General features: G+C 38.7%; 22 protein-coding genes and 1 other RNA gene. 12 read left to right on the forward strand and 11 right to left on the reverse strand.

The window, feature by feature from the left end:
• The first annotated feature begins 38 nt into the window (after nucleotides 1–38).
• Both CWB62_RS00670 and CWB62_RS00675 read left to right on the forward strand, forming a co-directional pair.
• Entirely contained in the window at nucleotides 39–596 is a 558-nt protein-coding gene (locus CWB62_RS00670; protein WP_021032391.1) for a sigma-70 family RNA polymerase sigma factor, read from the forward strand.
• A complete protein-coding gene (locus tag CWB62_RS00675; protein ID WP_058403432.1) occupies nucleotides 596–1,348 on the forward strand; it encodes a DUF3379 family protein in 753 nt (250 codons plus the stop codon). The genes CWB62_RS00670 and CWB62_RS00675 overlap by 1 nt, the downstream gene beginning before the upstream one ends.
• 65 nt (nucleotides 1,349–1,413) lie before the next feature.
• Here the strand turns inward: CWB62_RS00675 and ggt are convergent, their stop codons facing one another.
• Together ggt and CWB62_RS00685 are read right to left on the reverse strand one after the other, a co-directional pair.
• Nucleotides 1,414–3,087, reverse strand: coding sequence for a gamma-glutamyltransferase (gene ggt / locus CWB62_RS00680; protein ID WP_138528660.1), 1,674 nt, complete (start codon nucleotides 3,085–3,087; stop codon nucleotides 1,414–1,416).
• Between the two features lie 151 nt (nucleotides 3,088–3,238).
• Nucleotides 3,239–3,784, reverse strand: a complete 546-nt coding sequence (locus CWB62_RS00685; RefSeq protein WP_138528662.1) for a GNAT family N-acetyltransferase — start codon at nucleotides 3,782–3,784, stop codon at nucleotides 3,239–3,241.
• Between the two features lie 50 nt (nucleotides 3,785–3,834).
• On the opposite strand from CWB62_RS00685, the gene CWB62_RS00690 reads away from it, so the two are divergent.
• Complete coding sequence (locus CWB62_RS00690) at nucleotides 3,835–4,200, forward strand: hypothetical protein (protein ID WP_058403435.1); 366 nt, start codon at nucleotides 3,835–3,837, stop codon at nucleotides 4,198–4,200.
• Between the two features lie 73 nt (nucleotides 4,201–4,273).
• On the opposite strand, the gene fabB is transcribed toward CWB62_RS00690, so the two are convergent.
• A complete protein-coding gene (fabB, locus tag CWB62_RS00695) occupies nucleotides 4,274–5,485 on the reverse strand; it encodes a beta-ketoacyl-ACP synthase I (protein ID WP_058403436.1) in 1,212 nt (403 codons plus the stop codon).
• 178 nt (nucleotides 5,486–5,663) lie between these two features.
• Here fabB and mnmC point away from each other — a divergent pair, with 178 nt between their 5' ends.
• From mnmC to CWB62_RS00715, 4 genes are all read left to right on the forward strand, one after another.
• A complete protein-coding gene (gene mnmC / locus CWB62_RS00700) occupies nucleotides 5,664–7,673 on the forward strand; it encodes a bifunctional tRNA (5-methylaminomethyl-2-thiouridine)(34)-methyltransferase MnmC2/FAD-dependent 5-carboxymethylaminomethyl-2-thiouridine(34) oxidoreductase MnmC1 (protein ID WP_138528664.1) in 2,010 nt (669 codons plus the stop codon).
• 59 nt (nucleotides 7,674–7,732) lie between these two features.
• Nucleotides 7,733–8,053 (forward strand): hypothetical protein, encoded by a 321-nt coding sequence (locus CWB62_RS00705; RefSeq protein ID WP_138528666.1) that lies wholly within the window; start codon nucleotides 7,733–7,735, stop codon nucleotides 8,051–8,053.
• 180 nt (nucleotides 8,054–8,233) lie between these two features.
• Entirely contained in the window at nucleotides 8,234–8,866 is a 633-nt protein-coding gene (locus tag CWB62_RS00710; RefSeq protein WP_138528668.1) for an SDR family oxidoreductase, read from the forward strand.
• Between the two features lie 477 nt (nucleotides 8,867–9,343).
• On the forward strand, nucleotides 9,344–10,399 hold the full coding sequence (locus CWB62_RS00715) for a hypothetical protein (protein WP_138528670.1): 1,056 nt from the start codon (nucleotides 9,344–9,346) through the stop codon (nucleotides 10,397–10,399).
• A gap of 95 nt (nucleotides 10,400–10,494) precedes the next feature.
• Here CWB62_RS00715 and ssrA read toward each other — a convergent pair.
• Nucleotides 10,495–10,851: a transfer-messenger RNA gene (ssrA, locus tag CWB62_RS00720) on the reverse strand.
• A 268-nt stretch (nucleotides 10,852–11,119) separates the two neighbouring features.
• Here ssrA and CWB62_RS00725 point away from each other — a divergent pair.
• Complete coding sequence (locus CWB62_RS00725) at nucleotides 11,120–12,745, forward strand: flagellar assembly protein A (protein WP_138528672.1); 1,626 nt, start codon at nucleotides 11,120–11,122, stop codon at nucleotides 12,743–12,745.
• On the opposite strand, the gene rnt is transcribed toward CWB62_RS00725, so the two are convergent.
• Nucleotides 12,729–13,412, reverse strand: a complete 684-nt coding sequence (gene rnt, locus CWB62_RS00730; RefSeq protein ID WP_138528673.1) for a ribonuclease T — start codon at nucleotides 13,410–13,412, stop codon at nucleotides 12,729–12,731. The genes CWB62_RS00725 and rnt overlap by 17 nt on opposite strands.
• Nucleotides 13,413–13,614: 202 nt before the next feature.
• Here rnt and CWB62_RS00735 point away from each other — a divergent pair, with 202 nt between their 5' ends.
• Complete coding sequence (locus CWB62_RS00735; protein WP_138528675.1) at nucleotides 13,615–14,493, forward strand: flagellar protein MotY; 879 nt, start codon at nucleotides 13,615–13,617, stop codon at nucleotides 14,491–14,493.
• A 100-nt stretch (nucleotides 14,494–14,593) separates the two neighbouring features.
• Here the strand turns inward: CWB62_RS00735 and CWB62_RS00740 are convergent, their stop codons facing one another.
• Nucleotides 14,594–15,475, reverse strand: a complete 882-nt coding sequence (locus tag CWB62_RS00740) for a DMT family transporter (protein ID WP_138528676.1) — start codon at nucleotides 15,473–15,475, stop codon at nucleotides 14,594–14,596.
• 358 nt (nucleotides 15,476–15,833) lie between these two features.
• Between CWB62_RS00740 and CWB62_RS00745 the strand changes: the two genes are divergently transcribed.
• Nucleotides 15,834–17,039, forward strand: coding sequence for an aromatic amino acid transport family protein (locus CWB62_RS00745; protein ID WP_138528678.1), 1,206 nt, complete (start codon nucleotides 15,834–15,836; stop codon nucleotides 17,037–17,039).
• An 84-nt stretch (nucleotides 17,040–17,123) separates the two neighbouring features.
• Here the strand turns inward: CWB62_RS00745 and CWB62_RS00750 are convergent, their stop codons facing one another.
• The 4 genes from CWB62_RS00750 to CWB62_RS00765 form a co-directional block, all read right to left on the reverse strand.
• A complete protein-coding gene (locus tag CWB62_RS00750; RefSeq protein ID WP_058551026.1) occupies nucleotides 17,124–18,314 on the reverse strand; it encodes an amino acid aminotransferase in 1,191 nt (396 codons plus the stop codon).
• An 80-nt stretch (nucleotides 18,315–18,394) separates the two neighbouring features.
• Entirely contained in the window at nucleotides 18,395–19,054 is a 660-nt protein-coding gene (locus CWB62_RS00755; protein ID WP_138528680.1) for a GAF domain-containing protein, read from the reverse strand.
• A 56-nt stretch (nucleotides 19,055–19,110) separates the two neighbouring features.
• Nucleotides 19,111–20,763, reverse strand: a complete 1,653-nt coding sequence (locus CWB62_RS00760) for a SpoIIE family protein phosphatase (protein WP_138528682.1) — start codon at nucleotides 20,761–20,763, stop codon at nucleotides 19,111–19,113.
• On the reverse strand, nucleotides 20,763–21,068 hold the full coding sequence (locus CWB62_RS00765) for an STAS domain-containing protein (protein WP_058551023.1): 306 nt from the start codon (nucleotides 21,066–21,068) through the stop codon (nucleotides 20,763–20,765). Before CWB62_RS00765 ends, CWB62_RS00760 begins: the two co-directional genes overlap by 1 nt.
• A 134-nt stretch (nucleotides 21,069–21,202) precedes the next feature.
• On the opposite strand from CWB62_RS00765, the gene CWB62_RS00770 reads away from it, so the two are divergent.
• Nucleotides 21,203–21,532, forward strand: a complete 330-nt coding sequence (locus CWB62_RS00770; RefSeq protein WP_058403457.1) for an SUI1 family translation initiation factor — start codon at nucleotides 21,203–21,205, stop codon at nucleotides 21,530–21,532.
• Between the two features lie 14 nt (nucleotides 21,533–21,546).
• Here CWB62_RS00770 and CWB62_RS00775 read toward each other — a convergent pair whose 3' ends face one another.
• Nucleotides 21,547–24,558, reverse strand: coding sequence for a bifunctional diguanylate cyclase/phosphodiesterase (locus CWB62_RS00775; protein ID WP_138528683.1), 3,012 nt, complete (start codon nucleotides 24,556–24,558; stop codon nucleotides 21,547–21,549).
• A 358-nt stretch (nucleotides 24,559–24,916) separates the two neighbouring features.
• Here CWB62_RS00775 and CWB62_RS00780 point away from each other — a divergent pair, with 358 nt between their 5' ends.
• Nucleotides 24,917–26,074: a chorismate mutase gene (locus CWB62_RS00780; RefSeq protein WP_138528685.1), complete on the forward strand. Its 1,158-nt coding sequence runs from the start codon at nucleotides 24,917–24,919 to the stop codon at nucleotides 26,072–26,074.
• The last annotated feature ends 26 nt before the right edge of the window (nucleotides 26,075–26,100 follow it).

The raw sequence follows: 26,100 nt of genomic DNA on the forward strand, positions 1-26,100 counted from the left end.
TTTTTAATTAAATAAAAATAAAGTAGTAAAAAGTGCTTATGTTGGGAAATAAAAAGTCAAACAATCAGGTCTTAATCGATATGGCAGAGAAACAAAAACGTTATGAAGCCTTGGTCCACGTTTACAATAAGGAGCTTTATCGCTTTGCTTATTGGTTATGCCGTGACCCGCACATAGCAGATGATTTAGTACAAGAGACATTCTTGCGTGCTTGGCGCTCACTTGACTCATTACTTGATCAAAAAGCCGCAAAACCATGGTTACTTACTATTTTGCGACGAGAGAATGCGCGCCGATTTGAACGCAAACAGTTTGACTACAGCGATGTAGAAAACGACACGTTGGTTGATGAAACCAGCCATTCGCTTGATGATGAAATGGAGCAAACCGTTATTCAACGACAAATTGGATTATTATCTGATGAATACAGAGAGCCACTATTGCTACAAGTTGTAATGGGGTGTACTGGCGAGGAAATTGCCGACATTCTCGATTTAAATAAAAACACGGTTATGACGCGTCTATACCGTGCCAGAAACCAACTTAAAGAGGCTTTAAGCCGTGATGATGAACAACTTAAAGGGGCATCAAAGTAATGGATGAACTTGAGTTTCGTCGCCGCACTATTGCGCAGCCAAACGATATTGACAAAGAACTTCAGGAGTTTGCCCAAAGCAATCCTGAACGACAGAATTTTATTAATGAAATGAAAGATTTTGATAAGCATATCCAAGATGCACTCGATATACCTGTACCTGATAATTTAGCCGACCGTATTATTTTAAATACCTCGTTAAAAGAAAAGGCGTTGCAGGAAGAACAAGCTGCTGGTAGGAATGTGGTTGATGCCAAATCTCGGTTTAAGTTTGATCGTGTGCACCTTGCTTTAGCCGCATCATTTATGGTAGCTGTGAGTGCGTTCTTTTTTAGCTCAGAGCAACATATTGGTCACGAAGCAGGCGAACATGCACTCGCACATGTTTACTACGAAATAAATGCGCTTGATAAAAAATCTCCTATTAGCCTGCAAAGTGTGAATGATAAGCTGGCTGTATTAGGTGGCCACATAGACGAACTACCAGGTGATATAACTTACGCTATGTTTTGTGATTTTAAAGGTGAAAGAGGCTTACACTTAATTTTTGAATCGGACTTTGGGCCAATGACGGTATTTATTGTTCCGTCTGAAAATAAATCGTTTGGTTTGGGTAACGACCATTTCCAAGACGAACGATTTGAAGGGCAAATTAATCGCGGCACCCAAGCCGATACTATTTTAGTAGCCAGTGTAGGTGCACCGCTTGATACTTATAACGAGCGAGTAACTAACGCAATTCGTTGGCTTTAAACCCCAGTAAATAAAAAAACCGCTTAGTCCATGCTAAGCGGTTTTTTGTATCTACCTTTTATCTATTAAAAAACGATTGATTTACCTCTTCCTGAACTTTCAGACGCAGCGTCTAATTGCCCGTTTTTATTGATAATTACATGCAAGTCACCAAAGTGGCGCTCGTCAATAGTGTAACCCATTTTTTTAAGTTCTAGTTTTACTTCATCATTCAACCCTACATGAGCACGTACAACGTTTTTAGGCCAAAGCTGATGATGAAAGCGAGGTGAATTAACGACTTGCTCTGCACTCATATCAAACTCAATAGCATTTAAAATTGACTGATAAACCGAGCTAATAATAGTTGTACCTCCGGGTGAGCCTGTAACCATTTGTACCGTGTTGTCTTTTAATAAAATAGTAGGCGTCATAGAGCTAAGCATACGTTTGTGTGGCTGTATTTCATTGGCTTTGCCGCCAATAGCACCAAACACATTCATAACACCAGGTTTAGCACTAAAGTCATCCATTTCATCATTTAAAATAAAGCCAGCGCCGTCAACCACTACACCGCTGCCAAACCCTAAGTTTATGGTCGTAGTATTTGCAACAGCATTACCCATTTTATCAATAATAGAAAAATGTGTGGTTTGTTCGCTTTCTTTTAACCCAGGCTTTATTGTTTCGGTTGTAGTAATGGCTGCCAACGAAATACCGCTGCTACGTGTTTGCAAATACGGTTCATCAACTAATGCATTTACCGGCACATTAAAAAAGTCAGGATCACCTAAATACTCCGCTCGGTCGGCAAACACACGTTTACCTATTTCAGAAAGTAAATGTACGTAGGGTGTTGAGTTATGAGCTATGTCGTTAACTGGTTTTTTTAGCTCATACATTTTAAGCCATTGTAAAATTGCAATGCCACCAGAACTAGGCGGCGGCGAAGTAAGTACTTCATAGCTGTTCCAACGTGCTTTTAATGGTGTGCGTGATTTAGCCGTATAATTTTTTAAATCAGCCTTAGTTATGATTCCCCCATGCTGGCGCATGAACTTTTCAATAATATTAGCTGTTTCGCCTTCATAAAATCCTGCTTGGCCATTATCACGAATTCGCATTAAGGTTTTTGCTAGTTCGGGTTGCTTAAATATTTCATTAGCTTTTAAACCAGCAAAATACTTTTCGAAGTTAACGTTTATTTTTTGCTCGTTTAAATAGCTGATATAATTACTAGCTCCTTGCGCTAGCTTTGGTGGCACAACAAACCCCTTCTCAGCCAAAGTAACTGCGGGTTGCACTAGCGTTTCCCAGTCAACCGTGCCATGTTTTTTATGTGCTAACCACATACCCGCAACACTCCCGGGTACACCGCTTGCGTGGATGCCATAAATTGATTTATTGGGGATCACATTACCTTGTTCATCTAAATACATATCACGATGAGCAGCACTTGGGGCAGTTTCTCGGTAATCAATAAAATCACTTTTGCCATCTTTTTGGATGAGCATAAAACCGCCACCACCAATGTTACCCGCTTCGGGAAGCGTCACAGCTAGTACAAATTGTGCTGCTATAGCTGCATCTACTGCGTTACCACCTTGCTCTAATATGTTTTTAGCCGCATCTGCACTGAACGAGTCAGGCATAGCGACAGCACTTTGCACAACCTGCTTAGCCGCTACATTAAATGCACTAAATTGCAGCATAACTACGCTAGTTATCACTAACTTGCTTGGCGAGAAAAATAAGCCCATACAGCATCCTTAAATTATTGTTTTAATATTGGTGTTATTGAAAAATTAATTAAAAAGTAAACATCTTAAAAATAACTAACAGCATAACCTCACGCTTATTTATGCATAGCTTTAATGGCTAGGTCAATCGTTGCGTATTCAGATTTTAGTCTTACCTTAAACGCTTAGAATAAAGAACAGCAGGTAGCTCACCCTGTTCATCGGTATGTGTGTAGGTTTTAATAAACAACAGTCCAAGCTTTTCCATTACTTTTATAGAACCGACATTATCAGCCAGAGCACTGGCGCTAATTTTTTTTACACTAGGTTGTTTTGCTAACTCTCCACACAGTGCCTTAGCGGCTTCAGTAGCGTATCCATGTCCCCAACTAGCTTGTTTAAAGCGCCAACCAATTTCAATATCACTAAAGTTTGGTGAATCACTAAAAAAATCCATAGGCCTCAGTAGAATCCAGCCAATAAACATATTCGTGTCTTTAATTGTTATTGACCAAAGCCCCCACCCTGTTTGCTCATTTCGATAAGCAAGCATACGCGGTATACCTTCCTCTTTAATTTGCTCTTTTGAGGTAGGAACCCCGCGTGTTAAAAATTGCATAACTACAGGGTCTTGATCAAGTTCATACAATTTATGCCAATCATGCTCGTCCATTAATTTAAATTTTAACCGTTTTGTTACGGGGGCGTTCATTTTCATTAGTGTATAGTTCCTTTAAATCAATTATTAATCTCTTGAGGAGATAACACATGAACAAATTAGCAGGTTTAGCATTATTAGGCACTTTAATAACTTTAACGGGTTGTGAAGATGCAAAAGAAGTAAAAGAAGAAACAAAAGAAAAAACCGCTCAAATGCAAGAGCAATTGGGTGATGCATGGAATGAAGTAAAAGAAACAACAAACGATCTTAAAAATGATGAGTCACTAAATGAACTGCTGCAAGAAAGTAAAGCAATGGGCTTAGACATGTACGACGATGGTAAAGAAATTGCTATTGATGCATGGATAAAAAGTAAAGAAGCCGCAGGTGAATTAACAGAAAAAACGAAGCAAAAAGCGCAAGAAATTGCTGATGAAATTGAGCAAGCTCGTGAAGAACATAATAAGGGATAATAAACCTTGTAATAAAAAAAGGTAAGCCATTACGGCTTACCTTTTTTGTATCGTACAAAACAACTGTGAGTAATTAAGCTTTATATTTGCTCATTACCAGAGTGGCGTTTGTACCACCAAAACCAAAGCTGTTAGACATTACTGTATTAAGCGCTACGTCTTTGCGTTCCGTCACAATATCTAAACCTTCAGCTTGCTCGTCTAATTCATCAACATTAATAGATGGCGCTACAAAGCCATGCTCAAGCATTAGCAAAGAGAAAATGGCTTCATGCACACCTGCAGCCCCTAATGCATGACCAGTCATTGCTTTTGTTGCACTGATCATTGGCGAGTTACCACCAAATACATCTTGAATTGCACCAAGCTCTTTGACATCACCCACCGGTGTTGATGTACCATGCGTATTAAGGTAATCAATGCTGTCTACATTTTGCATTGCTTGGCGCATACAACGTGCAGCACCCTCGCCCGAAGGTGCAACCATATCGTAACCATCAGATGTAGCACCATACCCTACTATTTCAGCGTAAATATGTGCGCCACGTGCTAATGCATGCTCAAGCTCTTCCACAACCACAATGCCACCACCGCCAGAAATAACAAACCCATCGCGGTTAGCATCATAGGTGCGCGATGCTTTTTCTGGCGTTTCGTTGTATTTAGTCGACAGTGCACCCATTGCGTCAAATTCCATTGCAAGCGTCCAGTGAAGTTCTTCACCGCCACCAGCAAACACAACGTCTTGCTTACCCAGTTGAATTTGTTCAACCGCATTACCAATACAATGCGCCGACGTAGCACACGCAGAGCTAATTGAATAATTAACGCCTTTTATTTTAAAAGGGGTCGCTAAACATGCTGATGTTGTACTGGCCATAGTACGTGGAACCATATAAGGCCCTACGCGTTTTACGCCTTTTTCACGTAAAATATCAGCAGCTTCAACTTGCCATTTAGATGAACCACCACCAGAGCCAACAATAATACCCGTGCGCTCGTTTGACACTTGGTCTTCTGATAATCCAGAGTCTTCAATTGCTTGCGTCATAGAAATGTAAGAGTACGCAGCTGCATCGCCCATAAAACGCATTGCTTTACGGTCAACGTGATCTTTAACATTTATGTCAATTTTACCCGATACGTTACTGCGTAAGTTATAGTCGGCAAACTCTTGGTTGAAAGCGATACCACTTTTACCTGTTTTTAATGACTCTAAAACTTCTTCTTTGTTGTTACCAATGCTTGATACAACACCGATACCGGTAATTACGGCTCTTCTCATGGGTGATTCCCTTAGCTTAATACTTAATTGCGTTTTATTTTACGCGAATTTAATCACTTAAGTGGTCAGCTTTCTAGCGTACACTTGTACTCTGAACTGCTAGCTTATAAATAACGCCAGACTATTACAAAGAAAACCCGTAAAATAATGAAAAATATATTCTATAAATTTGTTAATTATGATCAAAAACGCACATATACACTTTAACGATTTAGGTACACCGTTTGCTGATGACTTTGGTGATATTTATTTTTCGAATGACGACGGCCTTGCTGAATCGCATTATGTGTTTTATGAGCAAAATAATATAGACACTCGATTACAAACTCATGACCAATCCCATTTTGTAATAGCAGAAACAGGGTTTGGCACAGGGCTGAATTTCTTAAATACATGGCAACACTTTAACGATCATATTGCACGTCAACAATCACAAAATCAATTAGATAAAGGTGTTAAACGCCTTCACTTTATTTCGTTTGAAAAATATCCGTTAAAAGTCGACGATTTAAGCCGAGCACTTCAAGCATGGCCTACATTACAAAAATTAAGCAAAAAACTCGTTAACAGTTACCCTATCAACTTACAAGGATGCCATCGCCTTGAGTTTGACAGCGGGCGTGTTGTGCTCGATTTACATTTTGGTGATGCGCTGGCGTCTATTAATACAATGAGCTACCCACAAACAGGTATTGTTGATGCGTGGTATCTGGATGGCTTTGCCCCAAGTAAAAATCCTGAAATGTGGCAACAAAGCTTATTTAATGGCATGGCTAACATTTCAAAAGCAAAAGCAACACTCGCTACATTTACCGCCGCAGGTTTTGTTCGCCGTGGCTTAATAGAAGCCGGGTTTAATACAATCAAAAGTAAAGGCTTTGGCAAAAAAAGAGACATGCTAATTGGCCAAATAAATGATGCAAATACAGCGCAATCTGCGCCGCCTTACTTTAATCAAAATGCGAGCAAACTCGAAAAAATTGCTATTATTGGTGGCGGTATAGCAAGTAGTTGTATTTTATATAGCCTTGCTAAACGTGGTATTGCAGCTGAATTATTTTGCCAAGACCCACGTCCCGCTATGGGCGCGTCTCATAATGTGCAAGGCGCGGTGTATCCTCACTTACAAGCTAAAAACTCGCCACATAGTGAACTTTTTGCTCATAGTTTTTTATACGCAAAGCGTGTTTACCAACAACTGCTGGATGAAGGCTTTAGTTTTGATCATCAATGGTGTGGTGTTTTGCAACATGCAGTAAAAAAACCGCTGGCTGATAAACACAAAAACCTAGCTCAAAAGCAACTTTGGCCAAAGCAACTTATGCAAAACGTAACCGCAGAGCAAGGCGATGAAATAGCCGGCGTTCAAACTGGTTACCCCGGTGTGTTTTTTGAACAAGGGGGTTGGGTTAATCCACCACAACTCGTTAATGCAATGCTAGCCGCAGCCAATAAACTAGCGCCTCACAACAGCCATTTTAATTGCAATATCACAAACCTAAAAAAAACAGAAAACGGCTGGTTTTTAACAAGCAATCACCAAAAGTTTGGCCCATTTAGCGATGTTATTATTTGCGCTGGTGAGCACAGCGACGCATTTGAGCAAACAAAAGCACTTCCTATTGTAGGTGTACGCGGGCAAGTGTCGCATGTGCAAGCAAGCCCTGAATCTCAAAAGCTTAAGACGGTGCTTTGCCATAAAGGCTACTTTACGCCAGCTTATTTAGACCACCACTGTATGGGTGCTACGTTTGATAAAAACAGTAAAAGCCGTCATGTTTCAGATGAAGATAACCAAACCAACCGTGATCAACTCATCAACTTTTACGAACATAGCGACTTTGCCACAACGTTAGGTAAAGTAAACTCAGCAAAAGCCGCTGTCCGATGCACATTCATCGATCACCTGCCAATGGCTGGGCAATGGTGTGAACAAAGCGATTATACTAACGCATTTGCAAATCTAAGGCTGGGGAAACGTTACCAATACTTGCCTCTGGCTAACCCTCAACAAGGACTGCATATTTTCACAGGTTTTGGAGCTCGCGCTTTATGCAGCGCACCACTGTGTGCCGAACACTTTATTAGCTGCTTAGCAAACGAGCCACGCCCACTCAGCGAGCGAGTGAACCAAGCAATACATCCTGCTCGTTTTATTGTAAGAGATTTAATTCGCAATAAAATATAAATGACAAAGCCCCTAATTTAGGTAAACTATTCTTAATAAAAGGAACTTATAGAGCCACAATGAAAAAATTAATTGTACTATCGCTGTTACTGTTTACCTCATTTAAGGCACTTAGCATAAATGTTATTAACATTGCCCTGCCTGATGAGTTTGTTACAACAATGGAAGTAACAGATGAATACCCACTTGTAAAAACAGGGTATTTAACGCAATCTATTTCGTCCATTACAGACTTTTATCAGCAACAGTTAGGTGAGCCATTAAGCGTAACCGGCAATGAAAATTACCGTACCCTTCATTACAACTACCAAACTCGTAAAGTGCGTATTAGCTTATACCACCGTAACTATGTGACCGAAATGAGTATAATGATCGAATAAACATTATAAAAAACACCAATATAGTCACTCATTTTCATACTCAGTTAAGGTGCTCATTTTAAATTAAACATTTTTTAAAATTAACCAATTAATATCTCTTTTTACCCTTTAAAAACAATTTTTGAGCCCAAGGTCTGTTTGTAAGCAAACACATTTACTAACAAGTGAAAGGAGTTAATTATGAGTAAGACCTTAATTATTGGCGCTAGTGGTCAAATTGGTAAAATGACAACGGAGTTATTACTTAAGAACGAACAAAATGTTACTGCCCTTGTTCGTGATAAAACTAAACTAAGTGATTTAGAAAGCCCGTTTTTAAATATTGTAGATCAGGACTTAGAAGGTGATTTTAGTGAAGCTGTCAAAGGTTGCGACCAAGTAATTTTTGCAGCGGGTTCTGGTGGCAGTACTGGGGATGATAAAACATTATTGATTGACTTATGGGCTGCTGTTAAAGCAGTAAATTATGCAAAAGATAATGCTAAACACTTTATCATGGTCAGCTCAATCGGTGCAGACAACCCGGACGCAATAGAAAGCGATTTAAAACCTTACTTAGTTGCTAAACACATGGCCGACGAATACTTAACCAATAGCGGCTTAAATTACACCATTGTTCGCCCTGGTACGCTTACTGATGAAACAGCCTCAATGGAAGTGACAAAACAGCGCCCTGACGATCAAGACAAAGCCAAAATCAGTCGTGAAAATGTAGCCAATGCACTACTGCATATTGCAACTAACTCATTTGAAAAAAATCGTATTTTTGAGTTATTTGATGGTGATACAGCAATAAAATCTGCGGTTAAATAATTTAAGCGCTCCATTAACCTGAGCGTTAGTGGGGCAGCACTTTCATCGATTACCAAGTAAATTAAACAGCAAACATTAAAACAAGGGCGTAATACTGAGCCTAATGGATCTAAAAAAGGAATAGGCACTAAGGCACCCATTTGCATGCAACAAACAATTACCTCATTACTTCGCAAAAACGGTAAACCCAAAGTAGTCACTATGAGATTCAGTAAACCAGACGATATCTCCCCAAGACAAGGTCTAAGTGAGTGCCGCTTTAATAGTTAAATGTAAAATAATCTACGTTTCCTTCCCTACTTTGCAAATTTTCTCCTTATGAACACACTTCACTGTACTAATTTTAAGCACATTAAATTATTAATGAAAAATCATTAGTGAGGATTATAGATAACCGTGCTCCAATCTGTTAAATTTATGTTATGTATCTAAAATAAAAACAAAGCTTCTTTCTGGGATGTTAATAAGGGAATTAATGTGAGCGCTACATTTAAAATTATTTTTAATGGCCAATTACACCAGCATGCCAATATTCCATTGGTACAAAAAGAACTAAGTCATTTTTTAAATATTCCCCACGCTATTGCCATCAAATTATTTGACGGTAAACCCTACGCATTGAAAAAAGATCTAACGAGTATTGAAGCTGTTAAAGCCGAATCGTCACTTAAAAAAATGGGCTTAATAACACGAGTTGAACTGCATCAATCTACTTCTTTAACTGAAAAACAGTATCCTTTAGCGTTAAAAACACCAACAAATTACGATAATGCAAAAACACATAAAACGTCCGATTCAAAACGTATACTACTGCAAAAAAAAGTAATTTCTGTAAGGGATATGATTACGCGTTACAAAAACGACAAAGTAAAGCTACAGCGCGCGTCACTAAAAAGCCTGCTCTATTTTTGTTATATAGCCCTGTTAGTTGTGACAATTACAGGCCTTACCATTAGCTGTAATTTACTTTCAAACATTGTGAATGAATCGCACAGTAACACTTTAGTTAACTTAACCTATCAAGATTACAAACAATACATAACTGACCAAAACGCAATTAACAATCAACAAAGCAATATTAATACCGATAATAATGCATCGCAAAACCAAGGTAGTGAGCAATTCAATCGGTTTGCCCTATTAATTAATAGTTATGCTGAAAATGTAAAACAGCCTAATGTAGAAAAAATGGGAGGAGAAAAATTAAACCTACGCCTGCAAGAAATAGACGAATTAGGTGAAAAAAATGTATTTTGGCTGCAACTCATTAATTTAGCAAAAAACTTAAATAACGACGCGCATGTAATGAGCACACTTAGTAATGCCGACCCAAACAAAGTTCAATGGATCAACGCCGTAGACTGGATCAGCCAGCGTTATATTAGGCAGCAACAAAACAGCAACTCTCTTCCTAAAGTTAATGAACCTAACAACGTTGTGCTTAATTTAACGCTATCAATTAGTGTTTTATCACTACTTCTATTAATGATCATTGTGATAAAAATGAAGCTACGTACAATTAGAGAAACCTAGTATTTTTTATTCATTACATAAAAAAACCCGCAGCCTGATTACTCAAGTTGCGGGTTTTTTAGGGTTTTTAAACAAACGAATTTAAAAACCATTATTGGTGGAGCTGGGGGGATTTGAACCCCCGTCCGAAAAGCCTCGACCGTCGGTACTACATGTTTAGTATTGTCATTTAATTAACCTTTAAATCCCGGACAAACACGGTAAGTAAAGGCGAGGCCGCTTAGTTTTAACGCTTCAACCCCGGCCAGGGTTTCCATCGCGATCAGGTGTTAGGGTGACACTCCAGAATCCAGTCCACAAGAATACATGGAAGGAGCGCTAGCCAGCCTAAGCTGCTAGAGAGTAGTTATCGTCGTTTGCGATTACTTTAGATTGCGGCTTTTTTACGAGGCAAACCGCACCTCGACATGCACCTTGGGCTTCTTGAATTCCGTCGAATCCTAATCAGCCCCTGAATTAGTAAACTCATTCAGAGCGTGCAGGCAGTATAACTGAGTAAAGTGATGATACTCAAGGCTTAATGACGCTTTATTTAATTCACCTATGTTAACTGCGCATTTAATGAACAAATTAACAATAATGTACTAGATACAGTAAACATTTACTTAACAATATGGTTAACCTGTGTTCAAATGAGGGATTAGCAAACTAGTGCTAAAGGTTTAGTTGTAACTGTAAAAGTTAAGAATAATAACAGGCATAAGAAGTAGGGAATTAAAAATGTCGGTTTTTTCATTAGATAAAAGTACAGGATGTGTGTCTTTAACTAAGCATCCTGTTGATAGTGGTTTTCCGGTCACAAGCACTCAACTAATTGAAATGTTTGAGCAATCTGAGTTTGGTGAATATGAGATCATTTCAGCCAATATCGGAAAACTTTTTGCGCCTACAAATAACCACAAAGAAGTGTCTTTAGTTGTCGCAAAAGCAGTGGATGCATCTATTGTAATTAATATTGATGAAAAAAACATGGTTGCAGAAGCAACAATAACAACCGCCAAAGGTGGTGCACTGCTTTCAATAGAAGATGCACAAGAGGCGTTGAACAAAGCGGGTGTAAAAAAAGGGATTAGTCCTCGCGCACTTGATAGCTTTTTGGGTCAACAATTTGAACAAGCTTCTGGGTCAACTTACAGCGCTATTGTTGCGCATGGTCGTAATCCAAAAGAAGGAAGCGATGCTAAATTTGTTCGCCTTTGTTCAACAGCACAAGATCGTATTTTAAGCCCTCAAGCTACTGCCGGTGGCAAAGTAGATATGAAAGATCTTGGTGCCATTATTACTGTTAAACCAGGCACACCTCTTATGCAACGTATTGCTGCCACAATGGGTGAAGACGGCTATACCGTGTTTGGCGATATCATTCCTGCAACGCCTGGTAAAGAGCTTGAGCTGCAACCTTTTGAAGGGACAAAAATAGACCCAACAAACCCCAATTTACTAATAGCAGACTGCAAAGGCGTACCTGTTGCGCTACCACGCGGGATGCGCGTTGACGACGTTTTATGTTTCGATAATGTCGATGTGAGCACCGGTCATGTTGATTTTGATGGCAGTGTAATTATCAGCGGTGACATAAAAGACGGTATGCGAGTAAAGGCAAAAGGTGATATTACTGTTTTAGGCTTTGTTGAATCGGCCATTGTTGAAAGCCAAAGTGCAGTTACAATTGTGCTAGGGGCTATAGGCCGTAACCGTGAAAACGAAGAAGCATTTACATGTAGCATTTCAGCTAAGCGCACAATTTCTATAGGTTATGCCCAATACTGTAATATTAAAACCGACCAAAACCTGTTTATTGAACGTCAAGTATTGCATTGTGATTTAACGGCTAAACGTTTGATTCGTGTTGGCAAAGCAGATAAGCCTCGTGGAAAAATTATAGGTGGTAATATATTTGATGCTATGCGTATCGAAACTGGCGAACTAGGTGCACCAGCCGGTACTAAAACGCGTGTATTTTTAGCTCAAAACTGGTTTGAACTGCGTGATAAGCAGAGCCAAATTAACGACTTTGAAAAAGTATTAAGCACTAAATTAGTGGATTTAAAAAATGCGCGAACTAAAGCAGAAAAAATCACGAACCCTGCTCAGCGTAAACAATTTACAGATAAAATCAGTGCTAGCGAAAAGCAAGTGAATGCTCGCGCTCGAAATGTTAAGCAGCAAAAAGCACTCGTAAAAAGAAAAATAGCCCAACTATTAGCTTCTAGCCGCGTAAAAGTGAACGAATTAATGCACCCTGGTGTGGAGGTTAAAATAGCAAAAGAAACAAAACAGTTTTCGCGCATTTACCCCCCCCACTTCGTAAAACTATCTGAGGGTAAAATTACTCAGTCATTTTAGGTTCATTGGCTGCTTCATCTTCGTCGCTATCATCGAGTGGTGCAAGCGGCCAACCGCCTAGCTCTTGCCAACGGTTAACGATTAAACAGTATAATTCAGCGGTGCGTTCTGTGTCGTAAAGTGCTGAGTGGGCTTGACTGTTATCAAATTCAATTCCAGCCGCACGACACGCTTTAGCTAATACTGTTTGACCTAATGCAAGCCCTGCTAACGTTGTTGTATCAAAACTTACAAATGGATGAAATGGGGTGCGTTTTATACTATTGCGTTCAATTGCTGCATTTAAAAATCCGTGATCAAAGGCTGCGTTATGCGCCACAATAACAGAACGTTGACATCCGGCTGCCTTTTGCGCTTTGCGCACTACCTTACAAATCTCTTTAATGGCATCCTCTTCTTTTACAGCTCCTCTTAACGGTGAAAATGGATCAATTCCGTTAAATTCGATTGCCGCTTGCTCAATATTAGCACCTTCAAACGGCTCAACATGAAAATGCACTGTTTGATCTATGCTCAACAAGCCATTGTCATCCATTTTTAAGACAGAGACTGCAATTTCAAGTAATGCATCTGTTTCTTTATTAAAACCTGCGGTTTCAACATCAATAACAACAGGAAAAAAGCCACGAAAGCGTTTTGCGAAAAGAGTTTGCTCAGTATTTGCCATAGTCTTCTTGGTTTGTAGGTATAAGCCTTCTATTATGTCAAAAGTATAGGGCTTTCGGCTAGAGGCATTAACTATTATTTACGCCTATAATAATAGGCATATAACTTGCTTTATAATGACGTTAGCAAAGTGTACGTTGCACTTTAATAAAGTAGTACTGAACAATGCCAAATTTTTGGCGTGTAGGGTTACGGAGAGTTTTATGAAGTTTAAATTATTATTGATGAGCGCCAGTATTAGCTCTGTGCTATTAAGCACAAGTGCAACTGCAGCTATGCGTAATTACTCTGCTAATCAAGACAGTTCAAGCTGGGAAGTCGTTAGAACAACACGCTTACAGTGCCAATTAAATCATGAGGTTCCTTACTACGGGGAAGCTATTTTTAAAGCCACTGCCAGCAAAAATAAAAACCTAACTTTTAATTTAGATATGGTTGTGCGCCCAGATAACTACTCTATTGCTGGACTTAAAGCAGTTCCGCCTTCATGGCGTTCTGGGCTACCAGCCCGAGATATTGCCAATATGAAACTACTAAAAAAGTTTGATGGCGAGCTAGGCAATCAAACAGCTTGGGAAATGCTCACTGAGCTTGAAAAAGGATTTTACCCCACTTTTTACTATCAAGACTGGCAAAATAGTGCCGATAAAATTGCCGTTGGTATTTCAAGCGTTAATTTTAAGCAAGCTTATTGGGCGTTTTTACAATGTCGTGACGAACTACTACCTTACAGCTTTGAAGATATTTCGTTTACAGTAATGAACTATCAATCTAACAGCAGTAAGCTCACTAAATCATCTCAGCAACGCCTTGACAAAATTGCTGAATATTTAAAAAACGATTCAACCATCGAATCAATTAGTATCGATTCTTATACCGACAGCTACGGCGGTCGTTGGAACAATTTAGACCTATCGCGTAAACGCGCTAAAGCAATAAAAGACTACATGGTTAGCCTAGGGGTAGATGAAAATAAAGTTAAAACAACGGGGTTTGGTGAAAAACGCTTTGTAGACACCAACGATAATATTTTAGGTCGCGATAAAAACCGCCGTTTGGTAATTCAAATAGCTAAAATGTAGGAGCGTATACTCAGCCCACCAGGTTACAAATCTTACGCTGTAATTTGATCGCTCCTAGATTGAACAAATTTCTAGCCTCAAAGTTCAACGCGCACTCGTGCTAATGCTTTGCTTTTAAGTATTTATCGCCAAATTGAAAAAAGCCTAAACTAATAACAATGATAACCGCGCCAATTATTAGCTCTATACTCAGTGGCTCGTTGTTAAGCCACGCACCTAGCCCAATTGCAAAACTTGGTGTAATAAGTGTGGTTAACGCAACGGTACTTGCATTTAAATTTTGTAAAACATGAAAATACGCTAATGCCCCTATTAACGAACCAAATAGTCCTAAATAACCAACTGCCCAAAGCGACCTTACATTCCAGTTTTGTATATTAAGCTCACCATCAAGCAACCACCACGCAATAAAAAATAGTGGCGTTACAAACACGAGTGCACCAAATGTTGTGGCCATAGGGTGAATTGCAATTTTTACTCGCTTTATCATGACACCGCTTAAGCTAAAAAAACACACAGCCATAAATACATATACAAGCCCGAGTCCCTGAGTTTGTGAATTTTGTACTTGGTTGTAGCTTACAAAATAAAGGCCAACTAAAGCGCTTGCTAAAGCAATGAGCTTTATTGGGCTAAATTTAGGCTCATTTAATAGCTGCTGAGCAAGCAACCCCGATAAAATAGGAGCCAACCCAAACATGAGTGAAATAATGCCAGAAGGCACTGTTTTAGCCGCCATATAACTCAATAGCATGCCACCAAAAATACCAATACTTGAGTAAGAATACAGTAAACACGCCGACTTATTCCATGGCACTCTTACATTAGTGACGGCTACGACAAGCGCCCCCATAAATAGCCCCACCAGCATACGCATTAGCACCGCTAATGAGGGCGAAACACTTTCACTACTCCACACAATACCCAGCGGTGTGGTCGACCATATAAGAACCATTAAAAAATAAGAAACTTTAACTGGCACGTGCCATTCCTTTGTAAGTTAAAAATAAGGCTAGTTGAGCTTAGGAAGTAAAAACCAGCTTCACGCATTAATAAATGAGTTACAGGCAAAGCTAAATAGCTTTTGTTAAAACTCGCTAAAAGCAATTAACTGTCAGCTTAATCTTAAAATATAAGCGCCTAAGAACTGGTCACACGATTATACGCTGTAAAGGGTTTATGAATAGGCGTTTAATCATATTAAAGATTAAAAAACGTGTAAATATACAGCTGTAAATTGTAAGTTACATTTTATTTAATGCCATTTAGAACAAAACTATTTGAGTTTTACTGAAGTAGTTATATCGTGCGTGTAAATTAATAATAATTAAGGTAATTAAGTGCTCAAAAATAAAACAATAGGCAGCATGTTAATCGTAGCTGGTACCACAATTGGTGCTGGCATGCTTGCTTTACCTATCGCCTCTGCTGGTTTAGGTTTTATGACTGCACTTGCACTTATTGTTGCAAGCTGGGTATTAATGACTTACACCGCTTTACTGATGTTAGAGCTACATCAATTTGCCCCACGTGATGCCACGTTGAATACACTTGCTAAACGCTGGCTTGGGAAGCGTGGTCAATACATTGCCAATTTTTCTATGGTGTTTTTATTTTATGCTTTATGCGCAGCGTATATTGCAGGCGGTGGTGCACAGCTTCAAGAACGAATTAATCTTGGATTTGATTTAGACATGGCTCCCCAATTTGGGTCTGTCATATTAGCGGTCATTATTGCAAGCGTAGTTACACTGGGAACAAGCAAAGTAGATAAATTCAATAGAGTGCTGTTTACAATTAAAGTGATTGTTTTAGCCAGCCTATTTTATATGCTTACACCTTATGTACAAGCCAAGCATTTACTCGAAATGCCAGTACAACAAGGATTAATATTATCCGCGATCCCTGTCGTCTTTACCTCTTTTGGATTTCATGGCTCTATTCCATCAATCGTGAAATACGTAGGCCTTGACGTAAAAACGCTTCGTAAAGTGATGATTGCAGGCGCGGCACTTCCTTTAGTTATTTATATTTTTTGGCAATTACTAAGCCAAGGTATTATGAGCCAAAGCGATTTACTTAATAGCGAAGGTTTGAGCGGGTTTGTAGCCAGTGTTGCAAGCATTGCACATAATTCAAATGTGTCGGTAGCGGTAAAGTTATTTGCTGATTTAGCACTAGCAACTTCATTTTTAGGTGTAAGCTTGGGTTTATTTGACTTTTTTGCCGATACATTCAAGCAAGTCGATAACAACGTAGGCCGAATTAAAACCGCGCTTGTTACGTTTATACCGCCTTTGGGGTTTGCCCTTTTTTACCCGCAAGGGTTTATTATGGCTCTAGGTTACGCTGCTATAGCTTTAGTTGTATTAGCTGTATTTTTACCTGTTGCTATGGTTTATAAGCAACGAGGTTCAGCAAGCACTGTCACTGGTTATAAAGTACAAAGTGGTAGTATTGGGCTATTAATTGCAGGGTTATGTGGCGTGCTAATAATTGCTGCGCAATTTATGCAAATGGCGGGGTTTATACCCGCAATTGGTTAAACCGTACTTTTGTAACAACAAAATTTAGTTAATAAAAAACCGCATACCATTATTAATGGAGTGCGGTTTTTTTATATTAACTGCTCATTTACAAACGTCAGCCACTGCATTTGCAAAGTAATCAAGGTTTGCTTTGCTAACACCCGCTACATTTACGCGGCTTGAGCCAACAATGTATATACCGTATTCTTTTTGTAATCGCTCAATTTGCTCTTTATTAATACCCAAGAACGAAAACATACCGTGTTGACGTTCAATAAACGAAAAGTCTTGCGCTATGTCTTTTGATGCTAGACTTTCTTTAATTAAACTACGAAGGCCATTAATACGTGTACGCATTTCATCAAGTTCAGCATGCCACATTTGCGTAAGCTCTGTACTGCTTAGAATAGTGTTAACAATATCAGCGCCATGTGCCGGAGGCATTGAGTAAATACTACGTACCACACTTAACATTACTGAGTTAGACACATCAGCTGTTGCACTGTCTTTTGCGATTAATGAACATGCACCTATACGCTCACGGTATAGACCAAAGTTTTTAGAGCACGAAGAGCAAATAATTAACTCTTCTACGGCGTCGGCTAAAATACGTAGCCCGCGTGCGTCTTCTTCAAGTGAAGAACCAAAACCTTGATAAGCAATATCTACTAACGGTGTAAAGCCAACCTCTTTGGCAAGCTCTGCAACGGTTTTCCACTGCTCTTCGTTTAAATCCATACCACTTGGGTTATGACAACATGCATGTAACAGCACTACATCACCCTTTGGTACTTGCTTAAGGGTATTGATCATTTCATCAAATAACAGATCTTTATTTTCGTAGTCGTAGTACGGGTATTCTTTGACGGTTAAACCTGCCGCTTCAAATAAACTAATGTGGTTTGCCCAAGTCGGCGTTGTAACCCACACGGTTGCATCTGTATTACAGCGTTTAATAAATTCAGCAGCAACACGAAGTGCGCCTGTACCACCTGGTGCTTGTGCAGTACGAACACGATTAGCCAATAATGCTTGGTGCTCACCAAGTAATAGCTGTTCCATTTTTTGACAGTAATCTAAGTTACCTGCTAAGCCAATATAAGATTTGCTTGTTTCATTTTCCAAACGGAACGCTTCTGCTTTTTTTACTGCATTTAGTACAGGTGTATTGCCGTGCTCATCTTTGTAAACACCCACACCTAAATCAATTTTATTAGGGTTTGTGTCTTGTTTGTAGGCCGCCATAAGGCCAAGGATCGGATCAGTTGGTAATGGTTTTAATACTGAGAACATGGGCTATCTCTTATCTATATTTATGGGTTAGCAATTAAGCTTAGCTTAACATAAAAGCACATCACGTTGACTAGTGTTATTTACACTAGTGAATGAGGAATTTTAATACAACATGCAATTAAAATGGCCAGTACTTTTTCATCAAAAAAATCATTATTAAATGCTTCCGCATCAATAATACCTACGCAATCATTTTGAGCATTAAACAAAGGCAAACACACTTCAGATTTAACTTTAGGGTCACAGGTATAATATTCTCCACCTTGTGCCAAGTATTGCTCTACATTATTAATAATGCGGCCTTTTTGAGATAAAGCCACTTGAACGTTATTGCTTCCTGCAGCAAAGGCTTGTGTAAGCGGAAATAAAGGACGGCTAGGCACGCCATGATAAGCAAGCTTTAATAGTTGTTTACCTTCGTCAGTGTCCGTTGATTGATAAATACCATACCAGTCAACACCCGTTTGCGAGTGCACATAGTTAACAATACTTTGCAGCTGTGCAAGCTTGTCATTGGTATTGCTATCGTTATTTATGAAATCAGCAAGGTTGAAAGGTTCATCTTGCAAGTAACCAAATAAGCTACATGCTCCGCCTTCGCCTAATTCAGGTATTTGATACTGCCAACGAGTTTCTGGCAAAGATGTATGCGCAAGATAATTCTCGAGCTTTTCAAGCTCGGCTGAAATTAAGTTTGCATCGACGCTTAACTGCGCTTGCGTTAAATAAGAAGAAATCATTTGGCCATCCATACATCTAAAGTTTCAAGGATAATAGCATGGATATTTTCGCAGAGCTAGATCATCTTATAGCACATTTCAACTTGGTTACCGCTTGCGTTGTAAGTCACTTTTTCTGCTATTTCTTCAAGCAATGACAGGCCCCGACCAAATTCATTATTACCACTCATTCTATCATTTGACTGACTACTAAACCCCCTACCCGAATCACAAATCATAAAATGGAGGCTAAGTGTATCTGGGCAATAACGTATATCAATGATGATCATGGCATCTTTTAGCTCACTTATTGCCTTTTCACGCATTTCATAAAATTTAAAAAAACCGTCTTCCTGAAGTTTAATCGCAGAGTCTAATCCTAAAACACCATGATCAAGTGAGTTATTGTAAGCTTCAGAAAGGAGTAAAAATATGTTTGAGCGGTGATCATTTAATCCTTCAATACGACTAAGAATATTTACAATGTCGTAGACGGGATCAGTTTGTTTAATTTGTTTTGAATTTAGGCTCAATGACAAATTAAAAGCAAGCGTTGAGAAAGGTTCTCTGGGCTTTTCTTCCATCGGCAAAGGCAAGCAGTTAAGCAGCACAATGCTTACATCGTCTTGTTGTTGTAAGCCCTGTGCAAAATCGCTGACATGAGCAATTATATCCTCACAGGTGATCATAGGCTTACTTTGCAGGGTGGCTATAAAGCGGTCTTCGGCAAAAAAATCATCTTGTTTATTTGTCGTTTCTATTATGCCGTCGGTAGCAAGCACTAAACGCGTATCACTATTTACTTCAAAATGTATTAAGTCGTACTCAAATTCATGTTTGTCTAATATGCCCAGTGCCATATGCTGAGACTCTAGCGTTTTTTTTATATTGCCTTCGCTATCAATCAAGTATGCATCAGGTAAACCACCAAGCCACGCTGATATACTTTTTCCAGATGCACTGAGCTCTACAATAGTCGCCGCACAAAACATGTGCCCTGGTAGCAGGTTGTATAAAAGCGTATTTAACTCAAAAGCAATATCATTAACGGCCTTGCCTTTATTTACCATTGTATAAAATGCACGAGATACAGGAAGTGCACCAATAGCAGCTGCTAGACCATGCCCGGTAAAATCGCCCAGCATACAATACAAGTTACCTATTGGACTTTGCGCAACTAAAAACATGTCGCCGTTAAACATAGAAGCGGGAGATAAATTAAAGTCGAGGTGCTGCTTAAAACCATCTTGATTTTCGAGCGAATTATTAAAAATATGCTCAACAATTTCGTGTTCACGCTCAATTTGATTATGGTGATATTCGAGAAGTTGCTTTTGCTGATTCGCTTTTTTACTTAATTCTCGGGTTCTTCTATGCGCTTTAATTTTTGCGTTAAGGATTACTTTATCAAATGGTTTATGAATAAAGTCATCCCCACCAACCTCTAAACATTTTTCAAAACTTGCTTTGTCATCTAAAGAAGTAATAAAAATAATAGGTAAATAAACGTCACTGTGATTATTTTTTATTATTTTGGCTGTCTCAAAACCGTCCATAACTGGCATAATTACATCGAGTAACACAATGTCTATGGGTTCATGTTCGAGGATTTTAATGGCTTCTTGGCCGTTATAGGCCATCGATATTTGATACCCCTCATCTTTAAGCATTTGACTTAGTAAAATACGGTTTAATGCCTGGTCATCGACAATAAGAACGTGTGCTGCCATTAGCTAATGTCAAATTTCTTATCGAAGCGCGATATTTGTAGTATTTTTTTAAGCTGTGGCTGGCAATTAGTAATTTCAAACACAGTCACTTTATCTTCTAATGTTTTTTTCATATTTAAAAGCATACCCAGGGCAGAACTATCCATGTAGTCAGTTTCTCTTAAATCAACAATAACTTTATTAGTGCCATTGTCTATTTGTGCATAGGCTTGGCGAAAAGACTGAACTAAATTAAAGTCAAACTTTCCCTTTATTTGTATTGTTAACGCTTTTCCATCGGCTGATGTACGAGTAGTTAAATTCATTGATTTCTCCGTTAAATGTATCTTTGACTAAATATAACCTGTTAAAACTATTTAGCAAAAAGAAAAACACACAACTGCAAATTTGCTATCATTTACGCCATTATTTAATACATTTTGACTGAATAAGGTAAACCATGACAGATAGTCACTTAGTATATTCAACAAGCACTGGACGCATTGACCAGCCAAAACCAGAAAAAGAGCTTGATATTAAGCTCTTCAAAGATGGTTTTGTGCGTATTGAGCGTCAAACAAAAGGCCGTAAAGGAAAAGGCGTAATGCTTGTAGTTGGCATTGACCCAAAAGAACATGACTTAAAAAAGTTAGCTAAAACAATAAAGAGTAAAATGGGCCAAGGCGGCGCTGTAAAAGAAGGTATTATTGAAGTTCAAGGCGATGACCGAGATAAATTAAAAGCGATTTTAGAAGGCTTAAAATTTAAAGTGAAAATTGCGGGTGGTTAACCCGCAATTATAAACTACATTACTTTTTTAAATGGTACTTCACCCAGCTTAGTATATAAGTCTGGTAAATCAGATTCAGGAATTGGGCGGCTGTAATAGTACCCTTGCACTATAAAGCAGTTGTTATTTTGTAAAAACTCTACTTGCTCTATGGTTTCTACCCCTTCGGCAACGACATCTAAATTAAGCTTTTGAGCCATTGCTATGATAGCGGCTGTAATTTCCATATCATTGCTATCTTCTGGGATATCTTGCACAAATGAACGATCTATTTTGAGTATATCCACCGGAAAGCGTTTTAAATAACTCAGTGAAGAATAACCCGTTCCAAAATCGTCAATTGAAATAGAAATACCTAACGCTTTTAACTGATGAAGTTGTGTAATAGCGGCCTCTACGTTCCCCATTAACATGCTTTCGGTTAACTCTAAATGTAAGCGCTCAGCCGATACACCTGATGTAATAATCATTTTACTTAGGGTTGGCACAAGATTCGAATCTTTAAATTGGCGAGCAGATAAGTTTATAGATACATTATTTTCACGGTTTTGCTCTGTTAATCTCACAACAAAATTACATGACTCCTGTAATACCCACTCACCTAATTCAACAATAAGCCCTGTCGCCTCAGCAATCGGAATAAACTTATCCGGCGGTATTAACCCTTCTGTTGGGTGGAACCACCTTAATAAGGCCTCGTATCCAACAACCTGTTGAGTACGGCTATCGATTTGTGGCTGATAATAAACCACAAACTGGTCTTCTTTTAATGCAATACGCAGTTCGTTTTCAATGAATAAGCGCTCATTTGCGGCCGCATTAAGTTCTTGGCTATAAAAGTGGAACGTATTACGCCCTTTTTCTTTTGCCTCGTACATCGCTAAATCAGCATGCTTTAATAATTGGTCTTCTTCTAGGCTATCGTACGGCGCCATAGTAATACCAATACTGGCACTTATAATGACCTCATTATTGCCCAGCATGATAGGCATACTAAGTGTTTGCTGAATTGTATTTGCCACATCGGTTGCGTGTTCTTGGCTTTCGATACCACTCAATAGTACTGCAAACTCATCACCACCCAAGCGTGCAATAGTATCTTCAGAGCGAAGACGTTTTTTAAGTCTATTTGCAACCTGTATTAATAGTTGATCGCCCGCATCGTGGCCAAGGGTGTCGTTTATGCGTTTAAACTCATCCAAATCAAAGTAAAAAAGTGAAAACGCGTAATGACCGCGTTCTGCAAGTGCAAGAGATTTGCGCAGCTGCATTCTAAAGAAGGTTCTGTTTGCCAAACCTGTTAGCGTGTCAAAATAAGCCAACTGTTCCATTTTGCGTTGGCTTTCTTTAACAAACGAAATATCTTGTGCAGAAGCAACATAACTGGTGATATTGCCCCCCTCTTCACGTATTGGTGAAACGCTTAATGAAACCCATATAGGCTGTTTACCTTTGCTTTCAATTAAGGTATCGCCGCGCCAATAGTTGCGACTACGAAGATCAATATCAATATCTTCAACCAAAATCGCCATATCTGAAGCAACAATATTTAAAAGGGGTGCTCGGGTAAAGTGGCTTTCAGGGTACCCAGTCATTTCTAACATTTTAGGGTTAACGTATTCAATAACAAAGTTTTCGTCAGTTATAACTACACCTGTTCCTGAGAAAGCGACTGCTTTTGATAATCGGTTAGCTGCTTTTTCGGCTATTTCTTTTTCTGAAATTCGCTGGTTAAGTCCGTCAATTAATTTACGAATTTCAATCGTCATATCTTTAAACGAACCGTTAAGCGTACCAATTTCGTCTTTGTTCTCTTCTGGGAATTTAGTATCAAGTTTTCCTTGTCCAAAACTCGACACCGCATAAACAAGTGAATGCAATCGGCGTAACACAAGATGCTGCAATGCTTGATGCAATAACAAGGCAACTAAAATAGCGTAAAGAATAAAGAGGCCAAAAAACTTAAACTTTAAATCTTGCAGTGCAGACAATGTAGAAGAACGCTTTTTATAAACGCCTATATACCAATCTAGTTCATCAATTTTTTGAATATTGATTAAGTGTGCCTCATCATTTTGTAAAAATGAGCTGGCATACTCAGGAAGCTTGGTCGCAATTGCTTCACCTACAATTGACTTAAGCTGTGGGTTTACAAACTCGTCCATAACTACTGTTTTGTTATTTTTTCCGTATTCAGCAAGTAATGAAGCACTTAAATCTGGGTGAGCTAATAATTGGCCTTTGCTATCAAAAACGAGTAAGTTTTTTTCTTTGTCTCCTATGGGTAAAAAAGACACGAGTTTATTAAGCGTAATATCACTGCCTGTAACCCCTATAAATTCATTATTCGAATAAATAGGAACCAGTAAACTGATCACCCAATCATGCCATACCCTATCGTAATAAACCTTTGACCATTCTGGTTCTATTGAGTTACCTAAGCTTTCTCGAACATACTTGTAAGTTGAGCCTGCGCTTACCCGAAAATCAGCAGGGGCATTTAACGCCCAATTAGGAGGCGATATCCTAATAAAGTCATCATTCGTAATAAGGTAAAAATTGTAGAAGTCATAAACTAGTGTTGGTGAAATAACATCCCAGAGTGCTTCAGAATTATTAAATAGCTGTTTGTAAAAAGGACTGTACTTTTCTTGTGGTAAAAAAGCGGCCGATAAGCCATCAGATGAAGCGCTTCGAATCGTACCATCACTGTTAAACTGTAGTTGCGCTTTACTGGTTAGATCAATGGGGGAGTTTTTTTGAAATAACTGCTCATTAACTATGTTGTTAGCTTGCTTAGCAATATTTACTTTAGTTTTTATTCGTTCTTTAAATTGCCTTACTAATAAATCGGTCGAGCTTTTTAGTACTTCATGCTCTTCAAAAACCAGCTGTTTTTCCTCTGATTTAAGCATAAAAAATGCAGCACAAACACCCGCAATTAAACAAATTGAAGATATAAGTAACGACAGTTTTACACTTAAAGAGTTTATTCCAAAACGCGATGGAGGGCGTCTATATAGCACAAGCCAACCTTAATTATTAATAATTGTTATTATTTAGCTGTTAATGAAATATACCAGATTCAAATTCATTATTATAAATTTTTTGTAAACTTTATAAAAAAATTACAAAAGTTGAAATAATCAATACTTAAGCACTATGTTAGTAAAGTATATTATTGACATTACTCCTAACTCTCCATACATTAAGTGCATGAACATATTTAATTCTCGCACTATTTTTTCTTTTTTTAGCTTCTTTATATAAAGAGGCTTGCCTGTTTGTGAGATAAATCAATCGAATAGTAAAGCCTCCCAACCGGGAGGCTTTTTTGTATATGCTGCGTTTACGCAGATTAATTTTGGAATGAGGAAACCAAAAATGACCAACGATGTTTTAAACACCTTAAGACATGATATAAACGAAATAGATTCTGATTTACTCGTACTGCTAGCTAAGCGACGTCGTATTAGTCACGGCGTTGTCGAATATAAGATTGCGAATAATAAACCCATTCGTGATGAGGCTCGTGAATTAGCATTGCTTGAAAAACTCATTGGTTACGGTAAATCACTCGGCTTGGATGCGTATTATGTAAATAATGTTTTTCAAACAATCCTGGAAGACTCAGTACTTCATCAACAAGCAATGCTTCAAAAAAATCTAAATCCTGATGCTTTAAGTGAAACACATCGTGTGACTTACCTTGGTGGGCAAGGTTCATATAGTCAATTAGCTTGCCATAAATACTTTAGTCGTCGTCCAGGAAAGCTTGTTGAAATAGGTTGTTCATCGTTTGAAGAAATCACCTCAAAAGTAGAAAACGGACAAGCCGATTTTGGTTTACTTCCCATTGAAAATACAAGCTCAGGGAGCATTAATGAAGTATTTGATTTGCTTCAGCATGCGCAAGTCTCTATTGTTGGTGAAGTAACACACAGTGTTGAACATTGTTTATTAGCTTCACCGGACACTCAACTAGCCCAAATTACAAAATTATTTGCACACCCTCAACCGTTTGCACAATGCAGCCGCTTTTTGCAAGGGTTAGGTGATTTACAACAAGAAACCTGTGATTCAACATCCTCGGCGCTTCAATCTGCGCTAAGCACACCAAATAGTGCTGCCATTGGTTCAGCCCAAGCCGGCAAGAATGTAGGACTCGAAGTTATTAAATCAAACTTAGCTAACCAAAGCGAAAACCACAGCCGCTTTATAGTCGTAGCGCGTAAGCCTTTACATGTGTCGAATCAAATACCAACAAAGACCAGTTTAATTATGTCTACTAAACAACAGGCTGGTTCACTTGCTGATGCACTGATGATTTTTAAGCAACACAAAATAAACTTAGTAAAATTGGAATCTCGTCCTACTCCGGGCAATCCGTGGGAAGAAGTGTTTTATGTTGATTTAGAGGCAAATCTAGCCGACGGCCAAGTAAAAGAAGCGTTAGAAGAACTTAAAGAACATACCCAATATGTCCGCATATTAGGCTGCTACCAAAGTGAAACGTTGCAAGCCGTCAGTGTTAATACTTAAATATAAAACTAAAAGGGGCCAGATTC

Origin of the sequence: Pseudoalteromonas sp. S408 (genome assembly GCF_005886645.1) — a bacterium.
GTDB lineage: Bacteria > Pseudomonadota > Gammaproteobacteria > Enterobacterales > Alteromonadaceae > Pseudoalteromonas.